We start from the raw sequence: 16,502 nt of genomic DNA on the forward strand, positions 1-16,502 counted from the left end.
TCCTTTCTACTACTTCTTACCTGTTTTTCCTTCTTTACGTCTTATAACTTCATTTTCATACTTAATTCCTTTTCCCTTATAAGGTTCAGGTCTTCTCCAATTTCTTATATCTGCTGAGACATCGCCTACTAATTCTTTGTCGATACCTTTTACTATAACTTTTGTAGGTGCAGGTGTTTCAAAAGTTATTCCTTCAACTGCCTCTACTTCAATTGGATGTGAAAATCCTAAGTTTAAAACTAACTTTTTTCCTTGTAACTGAGCTCTATAACCAACACCTACTAATTCTAATGTCTTTGCATATCCTTCAGTTACACCAATAACCATATTATTTATTAATGCTCTAGTCAATCCATGAAGAGCTCTAGATTCTTTTTCATCATTATTTCTTTTAACTACTATTGAGTTATCCTCAACAGCAATATTCATATCTTTTCTCATAGCCTTTACAAGTTGGCCTTTAGGTCCTTTTACAGTAACAACGTTGTCTGGTGTTACTGTAAAGGTGACACCACTTGGAATAGCTATTGGAAGCTTTCCTATTCTTGACATCATTACACCTCCTGTATTCCTAATAGGTTCATAATAAATATCATTTACTACTAATCTTAGTTCATTTCTAAAACTACCATATGTAGCAAAGTACTTCTCCACCTACTCCTAATTTTCTTGCGTCTCTATCTGTAACAATTCCTTTAGATGTTGATATTACTGCAACTCCAAGTCCATTTAAAACCTTAGGAATTTCTTCTTTTCTACAATAAACTCTTAATCCAGGTTTAGATATTCTCTTGAGTCCTGTTATAACCCTTTCTTTATCTTTACCATACTTCATTGAAAGTCTTATCATATTTACAGAACCATCTGTATATTCCTCTACATTCTTTATATATCCTTCTTGAAGCATTATATTTAATAGTGCCTTCTTAATAGTTGAAGAAGGTACTTCTACTATTTCATGTCTAACAATATTTGCGTTTCTTATACGAGTAAGCAAATCTGCTATAGGATCAGTCATTACCATTTATTGTGCCTCCTTTCATCAATAACTAACATTTACCAACTTGCTTTTCTGCAGCCAGGTATTTCACCCTTATACGCAAGTTCTCTAAAGCATATACGACATATACCATATTTTTTTAATACAGCATGAGGTCTTCCACATATTCTACATCTTGTGTAAGCCCTTGTTGGATATTTAGGTTCTTTTTTCCACTTTTCTATCAAAGCTTTACGTGCCACGTTTTTCCCTCCTTATTTTTGAGCAAATGGCATTCCAAGAAGTTTAAGCAACTCTCTTGCTTCTTCATCAGTATTTGCAGTAGTGACAAAGATAACATCCATACCTCTGACTTTGTCTATCTTATCATATTCTATTTCAGGGAATATTAATTGCTCTTTAATTCCTATGGAATAATTTCCTCTACCATCGAAAGACTTATCTGGAACTCCTGAGAAATCTCTAACTCTTGGTAGTGCTATATTAATTAATTTATCTGCAAATTCATACATATATTGTTTTCTTAAAGTAACTTTACATCCTATAGCCATATTTTCTCTTATTTTAAAGTTTGCTATAGATTTTTTTGCTCTAGTTAAAACTGGTTTTTGTCCTGTAATTAAAGTTAAGTCACTAACTGCTGATTCTAAAACCTTTGGATTATCCTTAGCTTCTCCTACACCCATATTTATAACTATCTTATCAAGTTTTGGTGCCTGCATTATGTTCTTATATTTAAACTTATCCATTAAAGCAGGAATAACTTCCTTTTCATATTTCTCTTGTAACCTTGAACTCATATTTTTGCCCTCCTTTCAAAGATTAAAATGTTTCTCCGCACTTTTTACATACTCTTACTTTTGTTCCATCATCTAATATTTTGTGACTTATTCTAGTTACACTTTTACATTTGTCACAATATAACATTACTTTTGAGCTATATATAGGAGCTTCTTTTTTAATTATGCCGCCCTGCATATTTTGCTTATTTGGTTTCTGATGTTTTGAAACTACATTAACATCTTTAACAATGACTTTACCTGTTTTAGGCATAACCTTTAAAACTTCTCCTGTTTTTCCTTTATCTTTACCGGATATAACCATGACTGTATCCTTTTTTCTAACGTGTACCTTTGCCATTATAGCCACCTCCTTATCTTATAGAACTTCAGGCGCTAGTGATAATATTTTTGTATAATCTTTATCTCTTAGCTCTCTCGCAACTGGTCCGAAGATACGAGTTCCCTTTGGTTGCTTATCATCTTTTATTATAACAGCAGCATTTTCATCAAACTTTATATATGAACCGTCTGCTCTTCTAAGTCCTCTTACAGATCTGACGATAACAGCCTTTACGACTTCTCCTTTTTTAACAACACCGCCTGGTGTTGCACTTTTAACGCTAGCAACTATTGTATCACCGATGTTTCCCCATTTTCTCTTGGATCCACCTAAAACTCTTATACACATAATTTCCTTAGCTCCGGAATTATCTGCAACTTTCAATAATGTCTGTTGCTGAATCATTGAAAATACCCTCCTTTCAGCTATTATACTATTTAGCCTTTTCTACTATTTCCACAAGTCTCCATCTCTTATCCTTCGATAAAGGTCTTGTTTCCATTATTAATACTCTATCATTATTCCTTGCTTCATTGTTTTCATCATGAGCTTTAAATTTAGTAGTTCTGTTAACTGTTTTTCCGTACAGTGGATGACGTACTTTAGTTTCAACTGCAACTACTATAGTTTTATCCATTTTATCTGAGATAACTCTTCCTGTTCTTGTCTTTCTGTATCCTCTTTCCACAGAATAAACCTCCTTTCAAACTATTGTTCAAATGATCTTAGCTCTTCTTCCCTAAGGATGGTTTTAATTTGGGCTATAGATTTTTTGACTTCCTTTATTCTCATTGGATTTTCTAATTGACCTGTAGCCAACTGAAATCTCAAATTAAACAATTCTGACTTAAGATCTTGTACTTTTGCCTGTAAATCTTGAGTGCTGCTTTGTCTTAACTCTTGCAATTCTCTAGCCTTCATTGCTTTCACCACCCACTTCTTCAAAATCTTTTCTTGTAACGAACTTAGTCTTTATAGGCAATTTATGTGATGCAAGCCTCATTGCTTCTCTTGCTACTGGTTCAGGAACACCTGATAGTTCAAATAATACCCTACCTGGTTTAACAACTGCTACCCAATATTCTGGTGATCCTTTACCTGATCCCATACGTGTTTCAGCAGGTTTTTCTGTAATTGGTTTATCTGGGAAAATCTTTATCCAAAGTTTTCCTCCCCTTTTGATATATCTATTTATAGCTATTCTGGCTGCTTCTATCTGATTTGCTGTTATCCATGCACATTCTGTAGCCTGTATAGCGTAATCTCCATATGCTATAAAATTACCTCTTGTAGCTTTGCCTTTCATTCTACCACGTTGTACCTTACGATGCTTAACTCTCTTAGGCATTAACATATGCTATTCCTCCTTCCCTATGCTTTAACTTCTTCCTTGTTTTCAACAGGTTTTTTAGCAGGGAGCACTTCTCCTCTATATACCCATACTTTTACACCTATTTTACCATATGTGGTATTTGCTTCTGCAAATCCATAATCTATGTCGGCTCTTAATGTCTGGAGTGGAATTGTACCTTCATGGTATGACTCAGCTCTTGCAATTTCTGCACCACCAAGTCTTCCTGAACATGTAGTCTTAACACCCTTAACGCCAGACTTCATAGCTCTCTGTATTGTTTGTTTCATAGCTCTTCTAAAGGAAATTCTCTTTTCCAATTGCAAAGCTACATTTTCTGCCATAAGCTGAGCATCAGCTTCTGCCTGCTTTACTTCAACAATGTTTATAAGCACAGTTTTTTCAGTAACCATTTTTTGAATTTCAGCTTTTAAAGCATTAATTCCTTGGCCGCCTTTTCCTATTATCATTCCAGGTTTTGCTGTAAATACATTTAGCTTAACTCTTTTTGCTGCTCTTTCAATTTGAATCTTTGAAACTCCAGCAATAGCAGTTTTTGCTTTTACAAATTTTCTAATTTTATTATCTTCAACTATATTGTCTGCAAAATTTTTCTTATCTGCATACCATTTAGCATCCCATTCTTTAATAACACCAACTCTTAGGCCATGTGGATGTACTTTCTGTCCCATCTGTTTCCCTCCTTCTTATTACTCTCTTTCCTTAACTACCAAAGTTATATGACTACTTCTCTTATTTATTCTAAATGCTCTACCTTGAGCATGTGGTTGAAATCTCTTTAATGTTGGACCTTCACAAGCATAAGCTTCTGAAACATATAGATTATCCTTATCTAAGTCCAAATTATTCTCTGCATTAGCAACTGCTGATTTAAGAACTTTATTAACTACTACAGCTGCATCTCTTGGAGTATATTTTAATATAGCAAAAGCTTCATTTACATTTTTACCTCTAACTAAATTAAGTACAACTCCTACTTTCATTGAAGACATTCTAACATATCTAGCTATAGCCTTAGCTTCCATTTATTCTACCTCCCTTCCTAACTACTTTTGAGGAGCAACACGAGTTGTTTTTTCAGTTTTGTCTGCGACGTGTCCCCTGTATGTTCTAGTTAGTGCAAATTCTCCTAATTTGTGTCCTACCATATCCTCTGATATATATACAGGAACATGCTTTCTTCCATCATGAACTGCTATAGTGTGACCTATCATCTGAGGAAATATCGTTGAACTTCTTGACCAAGTTTTTATAACTTTTTTCTCACCATTTTTATTTAATTCATTTATTTTCTTTAAAAGTGCTTCTTGGACATAAGGTCCTTTTTTAACTGATCTGCTCATTCATTTTGCCTCCCTTCATACAATTTGCATGATATAACTTTCTTGTTTATAGCTAAAAGTAGCTGATTCATTAAATAAAAGCCAGTGAAGAGAACATATATTCTCTTCAAACTATTTACTATTTCTTCTCTTAACTATAAATCTGTCTGAATACTTATTATGTTTTCTAGTCTTATATCCTAATGCAGGTTTGCCCCATGGAGTAAGTGGTCCTGGATGACCTACTGGAGCCTTACCTTCACCACCACCATGTGGATGATCATTAGGGTTCATAACAGAACCTCTAACTGTAGGTCTCACTCCTAAGTGTCTCTTTCTTCCTGCTTTACCTATACTAACTATCTCATGAGTTAAGTTTGAAACTGTTCCAATTGTAGCTCTACATGCTATTCTTACGTGTCTCATCTCACCACTTGGAAGTCTTAATGTTGCATAATTTCCTTCTTTAGCCATAAGCTGAGCTGAAGCTCCTGCAGATCTTACAAGTTGTGCTCCCTTTCCTGCTTGTAATTCTACATTATGAATTATAGTACCAACAGGTATATTTACTAATGGCAAACAATTTCCAACTTTTATATCTGAATCCGCTCCTGAAACTACAGCATCTCCAACTTTTAATCCAACTGGAGCTATTATATATCTCTTTTCTCCATCTGCATAAACTACCAAAGCTATATAAGCTGATCTATTAGGATCATATTCTATAGTAGCAACCTTTGCTGGTATGCCATCTTTATTTCTCTTAAAATCTATTAATCTATACTTTTGTTTTGCTCCGCCACCTATATGACGAACTGTTATTTTACCGTGAGCATTTCTACCACCACTTCTCTTTAAAGGTGCAAGAAGTGATTTTTCTGGTACATCTGTAGTTATTTCTTCAAATGTACTTACAGTCATATTCCTTCTTGAAGGTGTAGTAGGTTTAAATCCTTTAACTGCCATAACGGTATTCCCTCCTTTTTTCGCTTATCTGGATTTCTCCAATAACTGCTTTAATTATTGTTCCATTCCATCAAAAAATTCTATTGTCTTACTGTCTTCTTTAAGTTTTACAATAGCTTTTTTGAAATCCGCTCTTTTTCCAATATGAACGCCAACTCTTTTTTTCTTTCCTATATATCTTGCTGTTGTTACATTTTCAACGCTTACTCCGAAAACATCTTCTACAGCTTTCTTTATCATTGATTTGTTTGCATGTATATCAACTATAAAGGTGTATTTCTTCTCATTCATACCAGCCATGCTCTTTTCTGTTACAACAGGCCTTCTTATGATATCATAATTAGTATATTTCATTATGCATACACCTCCTCAATTTTTGATACAGCATCCTTTGTTATTATAAGTTTTTCATATTTTAACAAATCATAAACATTCAAATTGTTAACAGGTATAACTGATACGCCCTGTATATTTCTACCTGATACATATACGTTTTTATTTGATTCAGCTGTAACAATTAATGCCTTCTTTGCATTAAATGCGTCTAACATCTTTACTATTTCTTTTGTTTTTGGAGCTTCTAATTCTAGGTTTTCCAAAACAACCATTTCGTTATCTGCTACTTTACTTGACAATGCTGATTTCATAGCTACTCTTTTAACTGATTTTGTAAGTGAAATTCTATAGTCTCTAGGTTTTACAGCAAAAACTATACCACCATGAATCCATTGTGGTGCTCTTATAGATCCCTGTCTTGCTCTACCTGTTCCCTTTTGTCTCCATGGTTTAATTCCACCTCCAGAAACCTCAGCTCTAGTTTTTGCTGACTGAGTTCCCTGTCTCTTGTTAGCAAGTAATGCTACAACTACTTGGTGAACAGCATTTTCGTTTACTTCAACTCCAAATACTTTATCTGATAATTCAAAATCTTCTACTTTTTGACCTTCTTTATTAAATAATCCTACTTTAGGCATTCTGCATCCTCCTTTCTACTAAGACTAAGCCTTAACTGTATTTCTTATTGCTACAAGTCCTTTGTTAGGTCCTGGTACTCCACCTTTTATTAAAATAATGTTTTTCTCAGGAATAACTTTTGCAACTTCTAAATTTAACACTGTTGTGTTTCTATTTCCCATATGTCCTGCCATTTTCATATTCTTGAATGTTCTGGACGGATCTGAGCAAGCTCCCATTGAACCTGGTGCCCTGTGAAATTTAGAACCATGGGACATTGGTCCTCTTTGAGCATTCCATCTTTTTATTGTACCTTGGAATCCCTTACCTTTAGAAACTCCAGATACATCAACTTTATCTCCTGCTGTGAAAACATCTGCCTTTATTTCCTGGCCTTCCTTGTATTCACTAGCATTTTCAAGTTTGAATTCCTTTATAAATCTCTTTAATGTAACTCCTGCTTTTTCAAAATGTCCCTTCATTGGTTTGTTTACCAACTTTTCTCTTATATCGCTAAAACCAACCTGTACAGCCTCATATCCATCTTTTTCTACAGTTTTCTTCTGTATAACAGCACAAGGTCCTGCTTCAATTACTGTAACAGGAATTACCTTTCCATTTTCATTAAATATTTGAGTCATACCAAGCTTTCTACCTAATATAGCTTTTTTCATTTACATACACCTCCTAAACATATTAGCGGATCGCCAAAACGGTCATAATAGTTAGTAATAAACCACTTATTACAATTTTATTTCAATATCAACACCTGCTGGTAAGTCAAGTCTCATTAACGCATCAACAGTTTTTGGTGATGGGCTTATTATATCTATCAATCTTTTATGAGTTCTTATTTCAAATTGTTCTCTTGAATCTTTATATTTATGTGGGGCTCTCAAAATTGTAACCACATCTTTTTCTGTAGGCAGTGGTACTGGTCCTGCTACTTTTGCCCCTGTGGACTTAGCAGTTTCTACTATCTTTTCAGATGATTGATCTAATATTGTATGATCAAAAGCCTTTAATCTTATTCTAATTTTTTGTTTTGCCATTGTTATTTCCCTCCTTTTCATGCACGCTATGCTTCTTACGTACAACAGCGGATATATTCTGTAAACTGTTCCAGGCGTTTCTTTTATTTTATGAAAGCACTGTCTTTACAAAATCACCGTCGCCTAAGTTCAAGACCTAGGCATACTCAGTCAAGAATTACCCGGAAGCCCGGCAACCTCTTGCCTCATCGCTGTTATAACATCACAACTTCTTAATTATACAATAAATTTATATACATGACAAGTAAAAATTTATATTTCTGCCTATTAAAAAGGAAAGAGTGCACTCTTTCCCTTTTAATACAACATATTTAGTAAATTTTACAAGCAATATATTTCTAGTTTAATTACTCAGTTATTGTAGTAACAACACCTGAACCAACTGTTCTTCCGCCTTCTCTTATTGCAAATCTTAATCCTTCATGCATTGCTACTGGTGTTATAAGTTCTACGTTCATGTCTATGTGGTCTCCTGGCATTACCATTTCTACTCCTTCTGGTAAAGCGATTGATCCTGTTACATCTGTTGTTCTGAAGTAAAATTGTGGTCTGTATCCATTGAAGAATGGTGTATGTCTTCCGCCTTCTTCTTTCTTAAGTACATATACCTGACCTACAAATTTCTTATGAGGATGTACTGTTCCTGGTTTTGCTAGTACTTGACCTCTTTCTACTTCGTCCCTCTGTATTCCTCTTAATAGTACTCCGATGTTATCTCCTGCCATTGCCTGGTCTAGAAGTTTTCTAAACATCTCTACTCCTGTACATGTTGTCTTCTTCTTTTCTTCCTTTAATCCTACTATCTCTAATTCGTCTCCGATTTTTAATACTCCACTTTCTACTCTTCCTGTTGCTACTGTTCCTCTTCCTGTTATTGTGAATACATCTTCTATTGGCATTAAGAAGTCTTTATCTGTTGGTCTTTCTGGTGTTGGTATATATTCATCTACTGCATCCATTAATTCATGTATGCATTTTGTTGTTTCTGGATCATCTGGGTTCTCTAATACCTTTAATGCACTTCCTACTATTATTGGTACGTCGTCTCCTGGGAATCCATACTCACTTAATAACTCTCTTACTTCCATCTCTACTAATTCTAGTAATTCTGGATCATCTACCTGGTCTGACTTATTTAAGAATACTACTATATACTGTACTCCTACTCTGCTTGCTAACAATATATGTTCTCTTGTCTGTGGCATTGGACCATCTGCTGCACTTACTACTAGGATTGCTCCATCCATCTGTGCTGCTCCTGTTATCATGTTCTTTACATAATCTGCATGTCCTGGACAGTCTACATGAGCATAGTGTCTCTTGTCTGTCTCATATTCTACATGTGCTGTATTTATTGTTATTCCTCTTTCTTTTTCTTCTGGTGCTTTATCTATTTCATCATACTTTGTTGCTGCTGCTTTTCCCTCTTTTGACAATACCATTGTTATTGCTGCTGTTAATGTTGTCTTACCATGGTCTACGTGTCCTATTGTTCCTATGTTTACATGTGGTTTGGTTCTTTCATATTTTTCTTTTGACATTACTCTTCCTCCTTAAATACACTAATATATTAATTAAAATTAGCTATTTCTCTCTCCTACAATTTTCTCTTGAATACTCTTTGGCACTTCTTCATAATGGTCAAATGTCATTGAATAAACTCCTCTACCTTGTGTTCTAGATCTAAGTGTAGTAGCATATCCAAACATTTCAGACAATGGAACAAAAGCTCTTATAATTTCAGCTCCTGATCTTGGATCCATTCCTTCGATTCTTCCTCTTCTGGAATTTATATCTCCCATTACATCTCCCATATACTCTTCTGGTATTGTAACTTCAACTTTCATCATTGGCTCAAGTAAAACTGGGTCTGCTTTATTCATAGCATTCTTAAATGCCATAGATCCAGCTATTTTAAATGCCATTTCTGATGAGTCTACATCATGATAAGATCCATCATATAACTTAACTTTAAAGTTTATAGTTTCATATCCTGCAATCACACCATTTTGAGCAGCTTCTTGAATTCCATTATCAACTGGTCCAATGAATTCTTTAGGAATTGCTCCTCCTACAATGGCATTTTCAAATGTATATCCTTCTTCTGAAGGTGACATTTCTATGGAACAATCACCATATTGTCCATGTCCACCAGACTGTCTAATAAATTTACCTTGTGCTTTAACAGTTTTTCTAATAGTCTCTTTATAGGCAACTTGTGGTTCACCAACATTACATTCTACTTTAAACTCCCTTTGAAGTCTATCAACAATTATTTCTAAGTGAAGTTCTCCCATACCTGCTATAATTGTTTGACCTGTCTCTTGATCTGTATAAGTTTTAAATGTTGGATCTTCTTCAGCAAGTTTAGCTAAAGCTATACCCATTTTCTCCTGACCAGCCTTTGTCTTTGGCTCTATAGCTACACGTATAACTGGTTCAGGGAATTCCATACTTTCAAGTACTATAGGACTGTTTTCATCACAAAGAGTATTACCTGTAGTAGTATCTTTCAATCCTACTATAGCACCTAAATCACCTGCACGAAGTTCGTCAACTTCCTGTCTATGATTTGAATGCATCTTTACAAGTCTTGCAATTCTTTCTTTTTTTCCTTTTGTTGAGTTATATACATAAGTACCACTCTTCATAATTCCTGAGTAAACTCTTGTAAATGCTAATTTTCCTATAAAAGGATCTGTAGCAATTTTAAATGCCAATGCAGTTAATGGTGCATTATCATCAGCTACTCTTTCTTCTTCCTCTTTAGTATCCGGATTAGTACCCTTTACAGGTGGTACATCAAGAGGTGATGGCATAAAATCAACTACAGCATCTATCATTGGCTGAACACCTTTGTTCTTATAAGAAGATCCGCATAAAACTGGAACTATTTTATTTTCAATAACACCTTTTCTCATAGCAGCTACTATTTCTTCTTGTGTTATTTCTGCTCCATCTAAATATTTCATCATTAAATCTTCATCTACATCAGCTACTGCTTCAATTAAAGCTGTCCTATACTCTTCTGCCTTATCTGCTAATTCATCAGGTATTTTAACTTCATCCATAACAGTTCCAAGATCATCTTCATATATTATAGCTTCATTTCTAATAAGATCTACTATACCTTTAAATTTATCTTCTGTTCCAATTGGGATTTGGATAGGAACTGCATTACAGTGTAATCTTTCTCTCAAAGTATTTATACACATGTAAAAATCTGCTCCTACTGAGTCCATTTTATTTACATAAACCATTCTTGGTACACCGTAATTATCTGCCTGCCTCCATACAGTTTCTGTTTGTGGTTCAACACCACTTTTGGCATCTAAAACAGTAACAGCTCCATCAAGAACTCTAAGTGATCTTTCAACTTCTACTGTAAAATCTACGTGTCCTGGTGTGTCTATTATATTTATTGCATGGCCTTTCCATTTACAAAAAGTAGCAGCAGAAGTTATAGTTATTCCTCTTTCTTGCTCCTGAGCCATCCAATCCATTGTAGCTTCACCATCATGTACTTCTCCTATTTTATGGGTTATTCCCGTATAGAAGAGTATACGCTCCGTAGTAGTAGTTTTTCCGGCATCGATATGTGCCATTATTCCTATATTACGGAACTTCTCTAGCGGATATTCTCTTTCCACTTAAATTTCCTCCTCACAAGTGTAAATTTAGGATTTGACAAAACTGCTTTAGTAAAAATACCAAAACAGTTTTTAATATTAATATCTATAATGTGCAAAAGCCTTGTTAGCTTCAGCCATTTTATGAGTATCTTCTCTCTTCTTAACAGCTGCACCTGTATTATTTGCTGCATCCATTAATTCTGAAGCAAGTCTTTCTCTCATATATTTTTCATTTCTTTTTCTTGATGCAATAAGAAGCCATCTTATTCCTAAAGTCTGTCTTCTCTCTGGTCTAACTTCTATTGGAACCTGGTATGTTGCACCACCAATTCTTCTTGCTTTTACTTCTAGTAAAGGCATTATATTGTTCATTGCCTCTTCAAAAACTTCCATTGCCTCTTTATTTGTTTTTTCATGAATTATGTCAAAAGCTCCGTAGCATATTTTTTGAGCTACTCCCTTTTTACCATCTTCCATTATACTGTTTACTAATTTTGTAACTACCTTACTATTATATACTGGATCTGGTAATACATCTCTTTTTCCTATATGTCCTTTTCTTGCCACTTTTCTTCCCTCCTTAACAATTAAAATTTAAGTTCATCGGTACTCGGCTTTAATAAAGCCGCAAAGTGCTTTGTACTCCTGCAAAATATGATAAAGTACTGTAAATATATATAAACGCTGAAGACATAGCACTAATACTCAACTTAATTAATCAATTACTTTTGTTTTGGCTTTTTTGCGCCATATTTTGATCTTGACTGCAATCTGTCAGCAACTCCAGCTGAATCCAATGCTCCTCTTACAATATGATATCTGACACCTGGAAGGTCTTTAACTCTTCCTCCTCTTATTAGAACAACGCTGTGCTCTTGTAAGTTATGTCCTATACCTGGGATGTACGCACTTACTTCATATCCATTTGTCAACCTAACCCTGGCAATTTTTCTAAGTGCTGAGTTTGGCTTTTTAGGAGTAGTAGTTTTTACTACTGTACAAACTCCTCTTTTCTGTGGACATTCTTTTAGTGCTGGTGCTGTTGATTTTGTGCTTATTGTCTTTCTGCCTTTTCTTACTAATTGGCTTATTGTTGGCATATCTACACCTCCTCTTTTAATTAAAATATCTTACAATTTATATTAATTATTCTTGAAAGCTTATTTAGTATACTGTATATTTAATCTTTTAATACAGCAGCTGTAGCAGCTCCTACATCTATACCACATAATTTTCCCAATTCTTTCATAGTATCTATATAAATCAACTCAGGGGAATTATCTTCAATTAACACTTTCACTGACTGTATTAACTTATCGTCAGCATCTTTAGCTATATAAACAGTTTTTGCAGTGCTATTCTTTATTGCTTTAACTGTTTGCTTTAAACCGACAACCTTGTTTCCTTTTAGTCTGTTAACCATTATTTTATTCCCTCCTTCAATTCTATATAAATAAAGTACATGATACTTTGTTCTTGAAAAAACATACAGATGTATTTTATCATTTTAATATTGCTATGTCAATAAATTATATGCTACACTTCTGCCTCATCACTTACCTGTTTTTCTTCAGATTTATCTTCTGTATTAATTCTTACAGACCTATACCTGGTCATACCTGTTCCTGCTGGTATAAGTTTACCTATAATTACATTTTCCTTCAATCCTAGTAATGGATCTATTTTGCCCTTTATAGCTGCATCTGTAAGAACTCTTGTAGTTTCCTGGAACGACGCTGCAGAAAGGAAAGATTCAGTTGCAAGTGCTGCTTTAGTTATACCAAGTAAAGCTACCCTTCCTTTAGCTGGTTCTCCACCATTAGCTTCTACTTTTTCATTAGCCTCTTCAAAATCAAACATATCAATCATAGTTCCTGGAAGCAATTCTGTATCTCCCGATTCCTCTATTTTAATCTTTCTTGTCATCTGCCTTATTACTACTTCTAGATGCTTATCATTTATATCAACACCCTGAAGTCTGTAAACTTTTTGAACTTCAGACAAAAGATAATTTTTAGCTCCCTGAACACCTTTTATTCTTAAAATATCATGTGGATTTACAGAACCTTCTGTTATCTCATCTCCAGCACTTATTGTATCTCCATTAGATACTTTAAGTCTTGAACCAAACGGTATATCATAGCTTACTTCTTCTCCAGTATCCATAACTATGGAAACACTTCTCTTCTTTTTGGTTTCTTCCATTTTTACAGTACCTGAAACCTCACTTACTATAGCAAGCCCCTTTGGTTTTCTAGCTTCAAATAATTCTTCAACTCTAGGAAGACCTTGAGTTATATCAGATCCTGCGACTCCTCCAGTATGGAAAGTTCTCATAGTGAGCTGTGTACCTGGCTCTCCTATACTTTGAGCTGCTATTATACCTACAGCCTCTCCTATATCAATTTTCTTTGCAGTAGCCATATTCATACCGTAACACTTTGCACATACTCCATGTTTTGACTTACAGGTAAATACGGACCTAATCTTTACTTTTTTAATTCCAGAAGCTTCTATTTTCTCAGCTATTTTTGGATCCATATAAACATCTTTTGGTATTATTATTTCTCCAGTTTTAGGATCTTTAATATCTTCAGCAGAATACCTACCAGTAAGTCTTTCTGCCAAACTTTCTATAACTTCATTTCCCTCTTTTATTTCAGAAACGTCATATCCTTCGTGAGTTCCGCAATCTTCTTGTCTTACTATAACATCCTGGCTTACATCTACAAGCCTTCTTGTAAGATAACCAGAATCAGCAGTCTTTAATGCAGTATCTGCATTACCTTTTCTAGCTCCGTGAGTTGATATGAAATATTCTAGTACATCCAAACCTTCCCTGAAAGATGCTCTTATAGGAAGTTCTATTATCTTTCCTGAAGGATTTGCCATAAGTCCTCTCATACCTGCAAGCTGCTTGATCTGACTTTTAGATCCTCTAGCTCCTGAATCCGCCATCATAAATATTGGATTGAATTTATCTAGATTATCCATAAGTGCATCTGCAACATCTTCTGTAGTTTTAGTCCATTTCTCAATAACTCTTTGATATCTTTCTTCCTCTGATATAAATCCTCTTCTATACATTTTTTCTATTTTATCTACTGCTGCATCTGCTTCGCCCAAGAGCCTTTTTTTAGCTTCTGGAACCACCATATCTGAAGTGGAAACTGTTATACCACTTATAGTAGAATAATGATATCCTCTAGCTTTTATTTTATCAAGCATTATGGAAGTTTTAGTAGCACCATGCTTCATATAGCACTTATTTATTATCTTACCTAAGTTTTTCTTAGCTACAAGAAAATCAATTTCAAGTTTAAACTCGTTCTCAGGTTTACTTCTATCTACAAATCCCAAATCTTGAGGTATGGATTCATTAAATATTATTTTACCTGGGGTGGCATCAATTATACCACTTATAGTTTTTCCGTCCTTAACCTTAGTAAGTCTAACCTTTATTTTGGCATTAATATCAACCTGTTTTAACTGATATGCCATTATTACTTCGTCCGGTGAAGAAAAAATTCTGCCTTCTCCTTTAGCTCCATCCTTTTCTATAGTTAAATAGTATGAACCAAGTACCATATCCTGTGTAGGCACAACTACCGGCTTTCCATCTGAAGGTTTTAATATATTATGTGCAGCAAGCATTAAAAATCTAGCCTCTGATTGAGCTTCAACAGATAGAGGAACATGTACCGCCATTTGGTCTCCATCAAAGTCTGCATTATATGCAGTACATGCTAATGGATGAAGTTTTATAGCTCTACCCTCTACAAGTACAGGCTGAAATGCCTGAATTCCTAATCTATGGAGAGTTGGAGCACGATTTAAAATTACTGGATGGTCTGATATTACTTCTTCTAATACATCCCATACTTGAGTCTGTACTCTTTCTACCATTCTCTTCGCACTTTTAATATTGTGTGCTAAGCCACTTTCTACTAATTTCTTCATAACAAATGGCTTAAATAATTCAAGTGCCATTTCTTTAGGCAGACCACATTGATACATTCTAAGTTCAGGTCCAACTACTATAACAGAACGCCCAGAGTAATCTACACGTTTTCCCAGCAAATTTTGTCTAAATCTACCTTGTTTACCTTTTAACATATCAGATAATGATTTTAAAGGTCTATTTCCAGGTCCCGTTACTGCTCTTCCACGTCTACCATTATCTATAAGAGCATCTACAGCTTCCTGAAGCATCCTCTTTTCATTTCTAACTATTATATCCGGCGCACCTAAATCTAATAATTTTTTAAGCCTATTATTTCTATTTATTACTCTTCTATAAAGATCATTCAAATCTGATGTAGCAAATCTTCCTCCATCTAATTGAACCATAGGTCTCAAATCAGGTGGGATTACAGGTATTACATCTATAATCATCCAATCAGGCTTATTACCAGATTTTCTAAAAGATTCAACTACTTCCAATCTTCTAATTATCCTTACCTTTTTTTGCCCTGTACTGCTCTTTAGGTCTTCTTTTAGGGTTACAGATAACTGGTCTAAGTCTATTTCTTCTAATAGTTTCTTAACAGATTCAGCACCCATACCTGCTACAAAATTTTGCTCACCATATTTGTCTGCAGCTTCCCTATATTCTTTTTCAGTTAAAAGTTGCTTTTTTAACAGTTGAGTTTCTTTTGGGTCTAAAACAACGTAAGATGCAAAATATAGTACTTTTTCAAGAGCTCTAGGTGACATATCCAAGATCAATCCCATTCGGGATGGTATTCCTTTAAAGTACCATATATGGGATACAGGAGCTGCAAGCTCAATATGTCCCATTCTCTCTCTTCTAACCTTTGCCTTAGTTACCTCTACACCGCACCTATCGCAAACTATACCTTTGTATCTTATCCTCTTATACTTACCACAGTGACATTCCCAATCTTTAGTTGGTCCAAAAATTCTTTCACAGAACAGTCCATCTCTTTCAGGTTTTAATGTTCTATAATTTATTGTTTCTGGTTTCTTTACTTCACCTCTTGACCATTCTCTTATTTTTTCTGGTGAAGCTAAGCCTATTTGAAGTGCATCAAAATTATTTAATTCAAACAAGGGTACATC

Annotated in this window: 23 protein-coding genes; all 23 read right to left on the reverse strand. The window is 34.6% G+C overall.

The window, feature by feature from the left end; all coding sequences use genetic code 11:
* Window positions 1–9 precede the first annotated feature (9 nt).
* The 23 genes from rplF to rpoC all read right to left on the reverse strand — a co-directional run bounded on the left by rplF (window position 10) and on the right by rpoC (window position 16,493).
* Window positions 10–552 carry a 50S ribosomal protein L6 gene (gene rplF, locus CLCOS_RS10900; protein WP_013240677.1) on the reverse strand — a complete coding sequence of 181 codons (543 nt, stop codon included), beginning with the start codon at window positions 550–552 and terminating at the stop codon, window positions 10–12.
* 73 nt (window positions 553–625) lie between these two features.
* Entirely contained in the window at window positions 626–1,024 is a 399-nt protein-coding gene (gene rpsH / locus CLCOS_RS10905) for a 30S ribosomal protein S8 (RefSeq protein ID WP_013240678.1), read from the reverse strand.
* A gap of 32 nt (window positions 1,025–1,056) precedes the next feature.
* Complete coding sequence (locus tag CLCOS_RS10910) at window positions 1,057–1,242, reverse strand: type Z 30S ribosomal protein S14 (protein WP_013240679.1); 186 nt, start codon at window positions 1,240–1,242, stop codon at window positions 1,057–1,059.
* A gap of 12 nt (window positions 1,243–1,254) precedes the next feature.
* The gene (gene rplE / locus CLCOS_RS10915; RefSeq protein WP_013240680.1) at window positions 1,255–1,800 is read right to left on the reverse strand and encodes a 50S ribosomal protein L5; all 546 of its coding nucleotides are present in this window, start codon (window positions 1,798–1,800) and stop codon (window positions 1,255–1,257) included.
* A gap of 22 nt (window positions 1,801–1,822) precedes the next feature.
* Entirely contained in the window at window positions 1,823–2,140 is a 318-nt protein-coding gene (rplX, locus tag CLCOS_RS10920) for a 50S ribosomal protein L24 (protein ID WP_013240681.1), read from the reverse strand.
* 18 nt (window positions 2,141–2,158) lie between these two features.
* Window positions 2,159–2,527: a 50S ribosomal protein L14 gene (gene rplN, locus CLCOS_RS10925; protein ID WP_013240682.1), complete on the reverse strand. Its 369-nt coding sequence runs from the start codon at window positions 2,525–2,527 to the stop codon at window positions 2,159–2,161.
* A 28-nt stretch (window positions 2,528–2,555) separates the two neighbouring features.
* The gene (gene rpsQ / locus CLCOS_RS10930; protein ID WP_013240683.1) at window positions 2,556–2,810 is read right to left on the reverse strand and encodes a 30S ribosomal protein S17; all 255 of its coding nucleotides are present in this window, start codon (window positions 2,808–2,810) and stop codon (window positions 2,556–2,558) included.
* 20 nt (window positions 2,811–2,830) lie between these two features.
* Window positions 2,831–3,043: a 50S ribosomal protein L29 gene (gene rpmC, locus CLCOS_RS10935; protein WP_013240684.1), complete on the reverse strand. Its 213-nt coding sequence runs from the start codon at window positions 3,041–3,043 to the stop codon at window positions 2,831–2,833.
* On the reverse strand, window positions 3,033–3,476 hold the full coding sequence (gene rplP / locus CLCOS_RS10940) for a 50S ribosomal protein L16 (RefSeq protein ID WP_013240685.1): 444 nt from the start codon (window positions 3,474–3,476) through the stop codon (window positions 3,033–3,035). The genes rpmC and rplP overlap by 11 nt, the downstream gene beginning before the upstream one ends.
* Before the next feature lie 17 nt (window positions 3,477–3,493).
* Window positions 3,494–4,165, reverse strand: a complete 672-nt coding sequence (rpsC, locus tag CLCOS_RS10945) for a 30S ribosomal protein S3 (RefSeq protein WP_063599800.1) — start codon at window positions 4,163–4,165, stop codon at window positions 3,494–3,496.
* 18 nt (window positions 4,166–4,183) lie between these two features.
* Complete coding sequence (rplV, locus tag CLCOS_RS10950; protein ID WP_013240687.1) at window positions 4,184–4,519, reverse strand: 50S ribosomal protein L22; 336 nt, start codon at window positions 4,517–4,519, stop codon at window positions 4,184–4,186.
* Between the two features lie 21 nt (window positions 4,520–4,540).
* Window positions 4,541–4,837: a 30S ribosomal protein S19 gene (gene rpsS, locus CLCOS_RS10955; protein WP_063599799.1), complete on the reverse strand. Its 297-nt coding sequence runs from the start codon at window positions 4,835–4,837 to the stop codon at window positions 4,541–4,543.
* Window positions 4,838–4,948: 111 nt separating this feature from the next.
* Window positions 4,949–5,782, reverse strand: coding sequence for a 50S ribosomal protein L2 (rplB, locus tag CLCOS_RS10960; RefSeq protein ID WP_063599798.1), 834 nt, complete (start codon window positions 5,780–5,782; stop codon window positions 4,949–4,951).
* Window positions 5,783–5,836: 54 nt separating this feature from the next.
* Window positions 5,837–6,136, reverse strand: a complete 300-nt coding sequence (rplW, locus tag CLCOS_RS10965) for a 50S ribosomal protein L23 (protein WP_013240690.1) — start codon at window positions 6,134–6,136, stop codon at window positions 5,837–5,839.
* Window positions 6,136–6,756: a 50S ribosomal protein L4 gene (gene rplD / locus CLCOS_RS10970; protein WP_063599797.1), complete on the reverse strand. Its 621-nt coding sequence runs from the start codon at window positions 6,754–6,756 to the stop codon at window positions 6,136–6,138. Before rplD ends, rplW begins: the two co-directional genes overlap by 1 nt.
* A 24-nt stretch (window positions 6,757–6,780) precedes the next feature.
* Window positions 6,781–7,410, reverse strand: a complete 630-nt coding sequence (rplC, locus tag CLCOS_RS10975) for a 50S ribosomal protein L3 (RefSeq protein WP_013240692.1) — start codon at window positions 7,408–7,410, stop codon at window positions 6,781–6,783.
* Between the two features lie 69 nt (window positions 7,411–7,479).
* Window positions 7,480–7,788 (reverse strand): 30S ribosomal protein S10, encoded by a 309-nt coding sequence (gene rpsJ, locus CLCOS_RS10980; RefSeq protein WP_011988802.1) that lies wholly within the window; start codon window positions 7,786–7,788, stop codon window positions 7,480–7,482.
* Window positions 7,789–8,135: 347 nt separating this feature from the next.
* Complete coding sequence (tuf, locus tag CLCOS_RS10985) at window positions 8,136–9,329, reverse strand: elongation factor Tu (protein WP_013240693.1); 1,194 nt, start codon at window positions 9,327–9,329, stop codon at window positions 8,136–8,138.
* Window positions 9,330–9,368: 39 nt separating this feature from the next.
* Window positions 9,369–11,438 carry an elongation factor G gene (fusA, locus tag CLCOS_RS10990; RefSeq protein WP_013240694.1) on the reverse strand — a complete coding sequence of 690 codons (2,070 nt, stop codon included), beginning with the start codon at window positions 11,436–11,438 and terminating at the stop codon, window positions 9,369–9,371.
* A gap of 78 nt (window positions 11,439–11,516) precedes the next feature.
* Window positions 11,517–11,987, reverse strand: coding sequence for a 30S ribosomal protein S7 (rpsG, locus tag CLCOS_RS10995; RefSeq protein WP_013240695.1), 471 nt, complete (start codon window positions 11,985–11,987; stop codon window positions 11,517–11,519).
* 155 nt (window positions 11,988–12,142) lie between these two features.
* Complete coding sequence (gene rpsL / locus CLCOS_RS11000; protein ID WP_013240696.1) at window positions 12,143–12,520, reverse strand: 30S ribosomal protein S12; 378 nt, start codon at window positions 12,518–12,520, stop codon at window positions 12,143–12,145.
* 80 nt (window positions 12,521–12,600) lie between these two features.
* Window positions 12,601–12,843 (reverse strand): ribosomal L7Ae/L30e/S12e/Gadd45 family protein, encoded by a 243-nt coding sequence (locus tag CLCOS_RS11005; protein ID WP_013240697.1) that lies wholly within the window; start codon window positions 12,841–12,843, stop codon window positions 12,601–12,603.
* Window positions 12,844–12,956: 113 nt separating this feature from the next.
* On the reverse strand, window positions 12,957–16,493 hold the full coding sequence (rpoC, locus tag CLCOS_RS11010) for a DNA-directed RNA polymerase subunit beta' (protein WP_013240698.1): 3,537 nt from the start codon (window positions 16,491–16,493) through the stop codon (window positions 12,957–12,959).
* Between the last annotated feature and the right edge of the window lie 9 nt (window positions 16,494–16,502).

The organism is Clostridium coskatii (assembly GCF_001675205.1).
Lineage (GTDB): Bacteria > Bacillota > Clostridia > Clostridiales > Clostridiaceae > Clostridium_B > Clostridium_B ljungdahlii.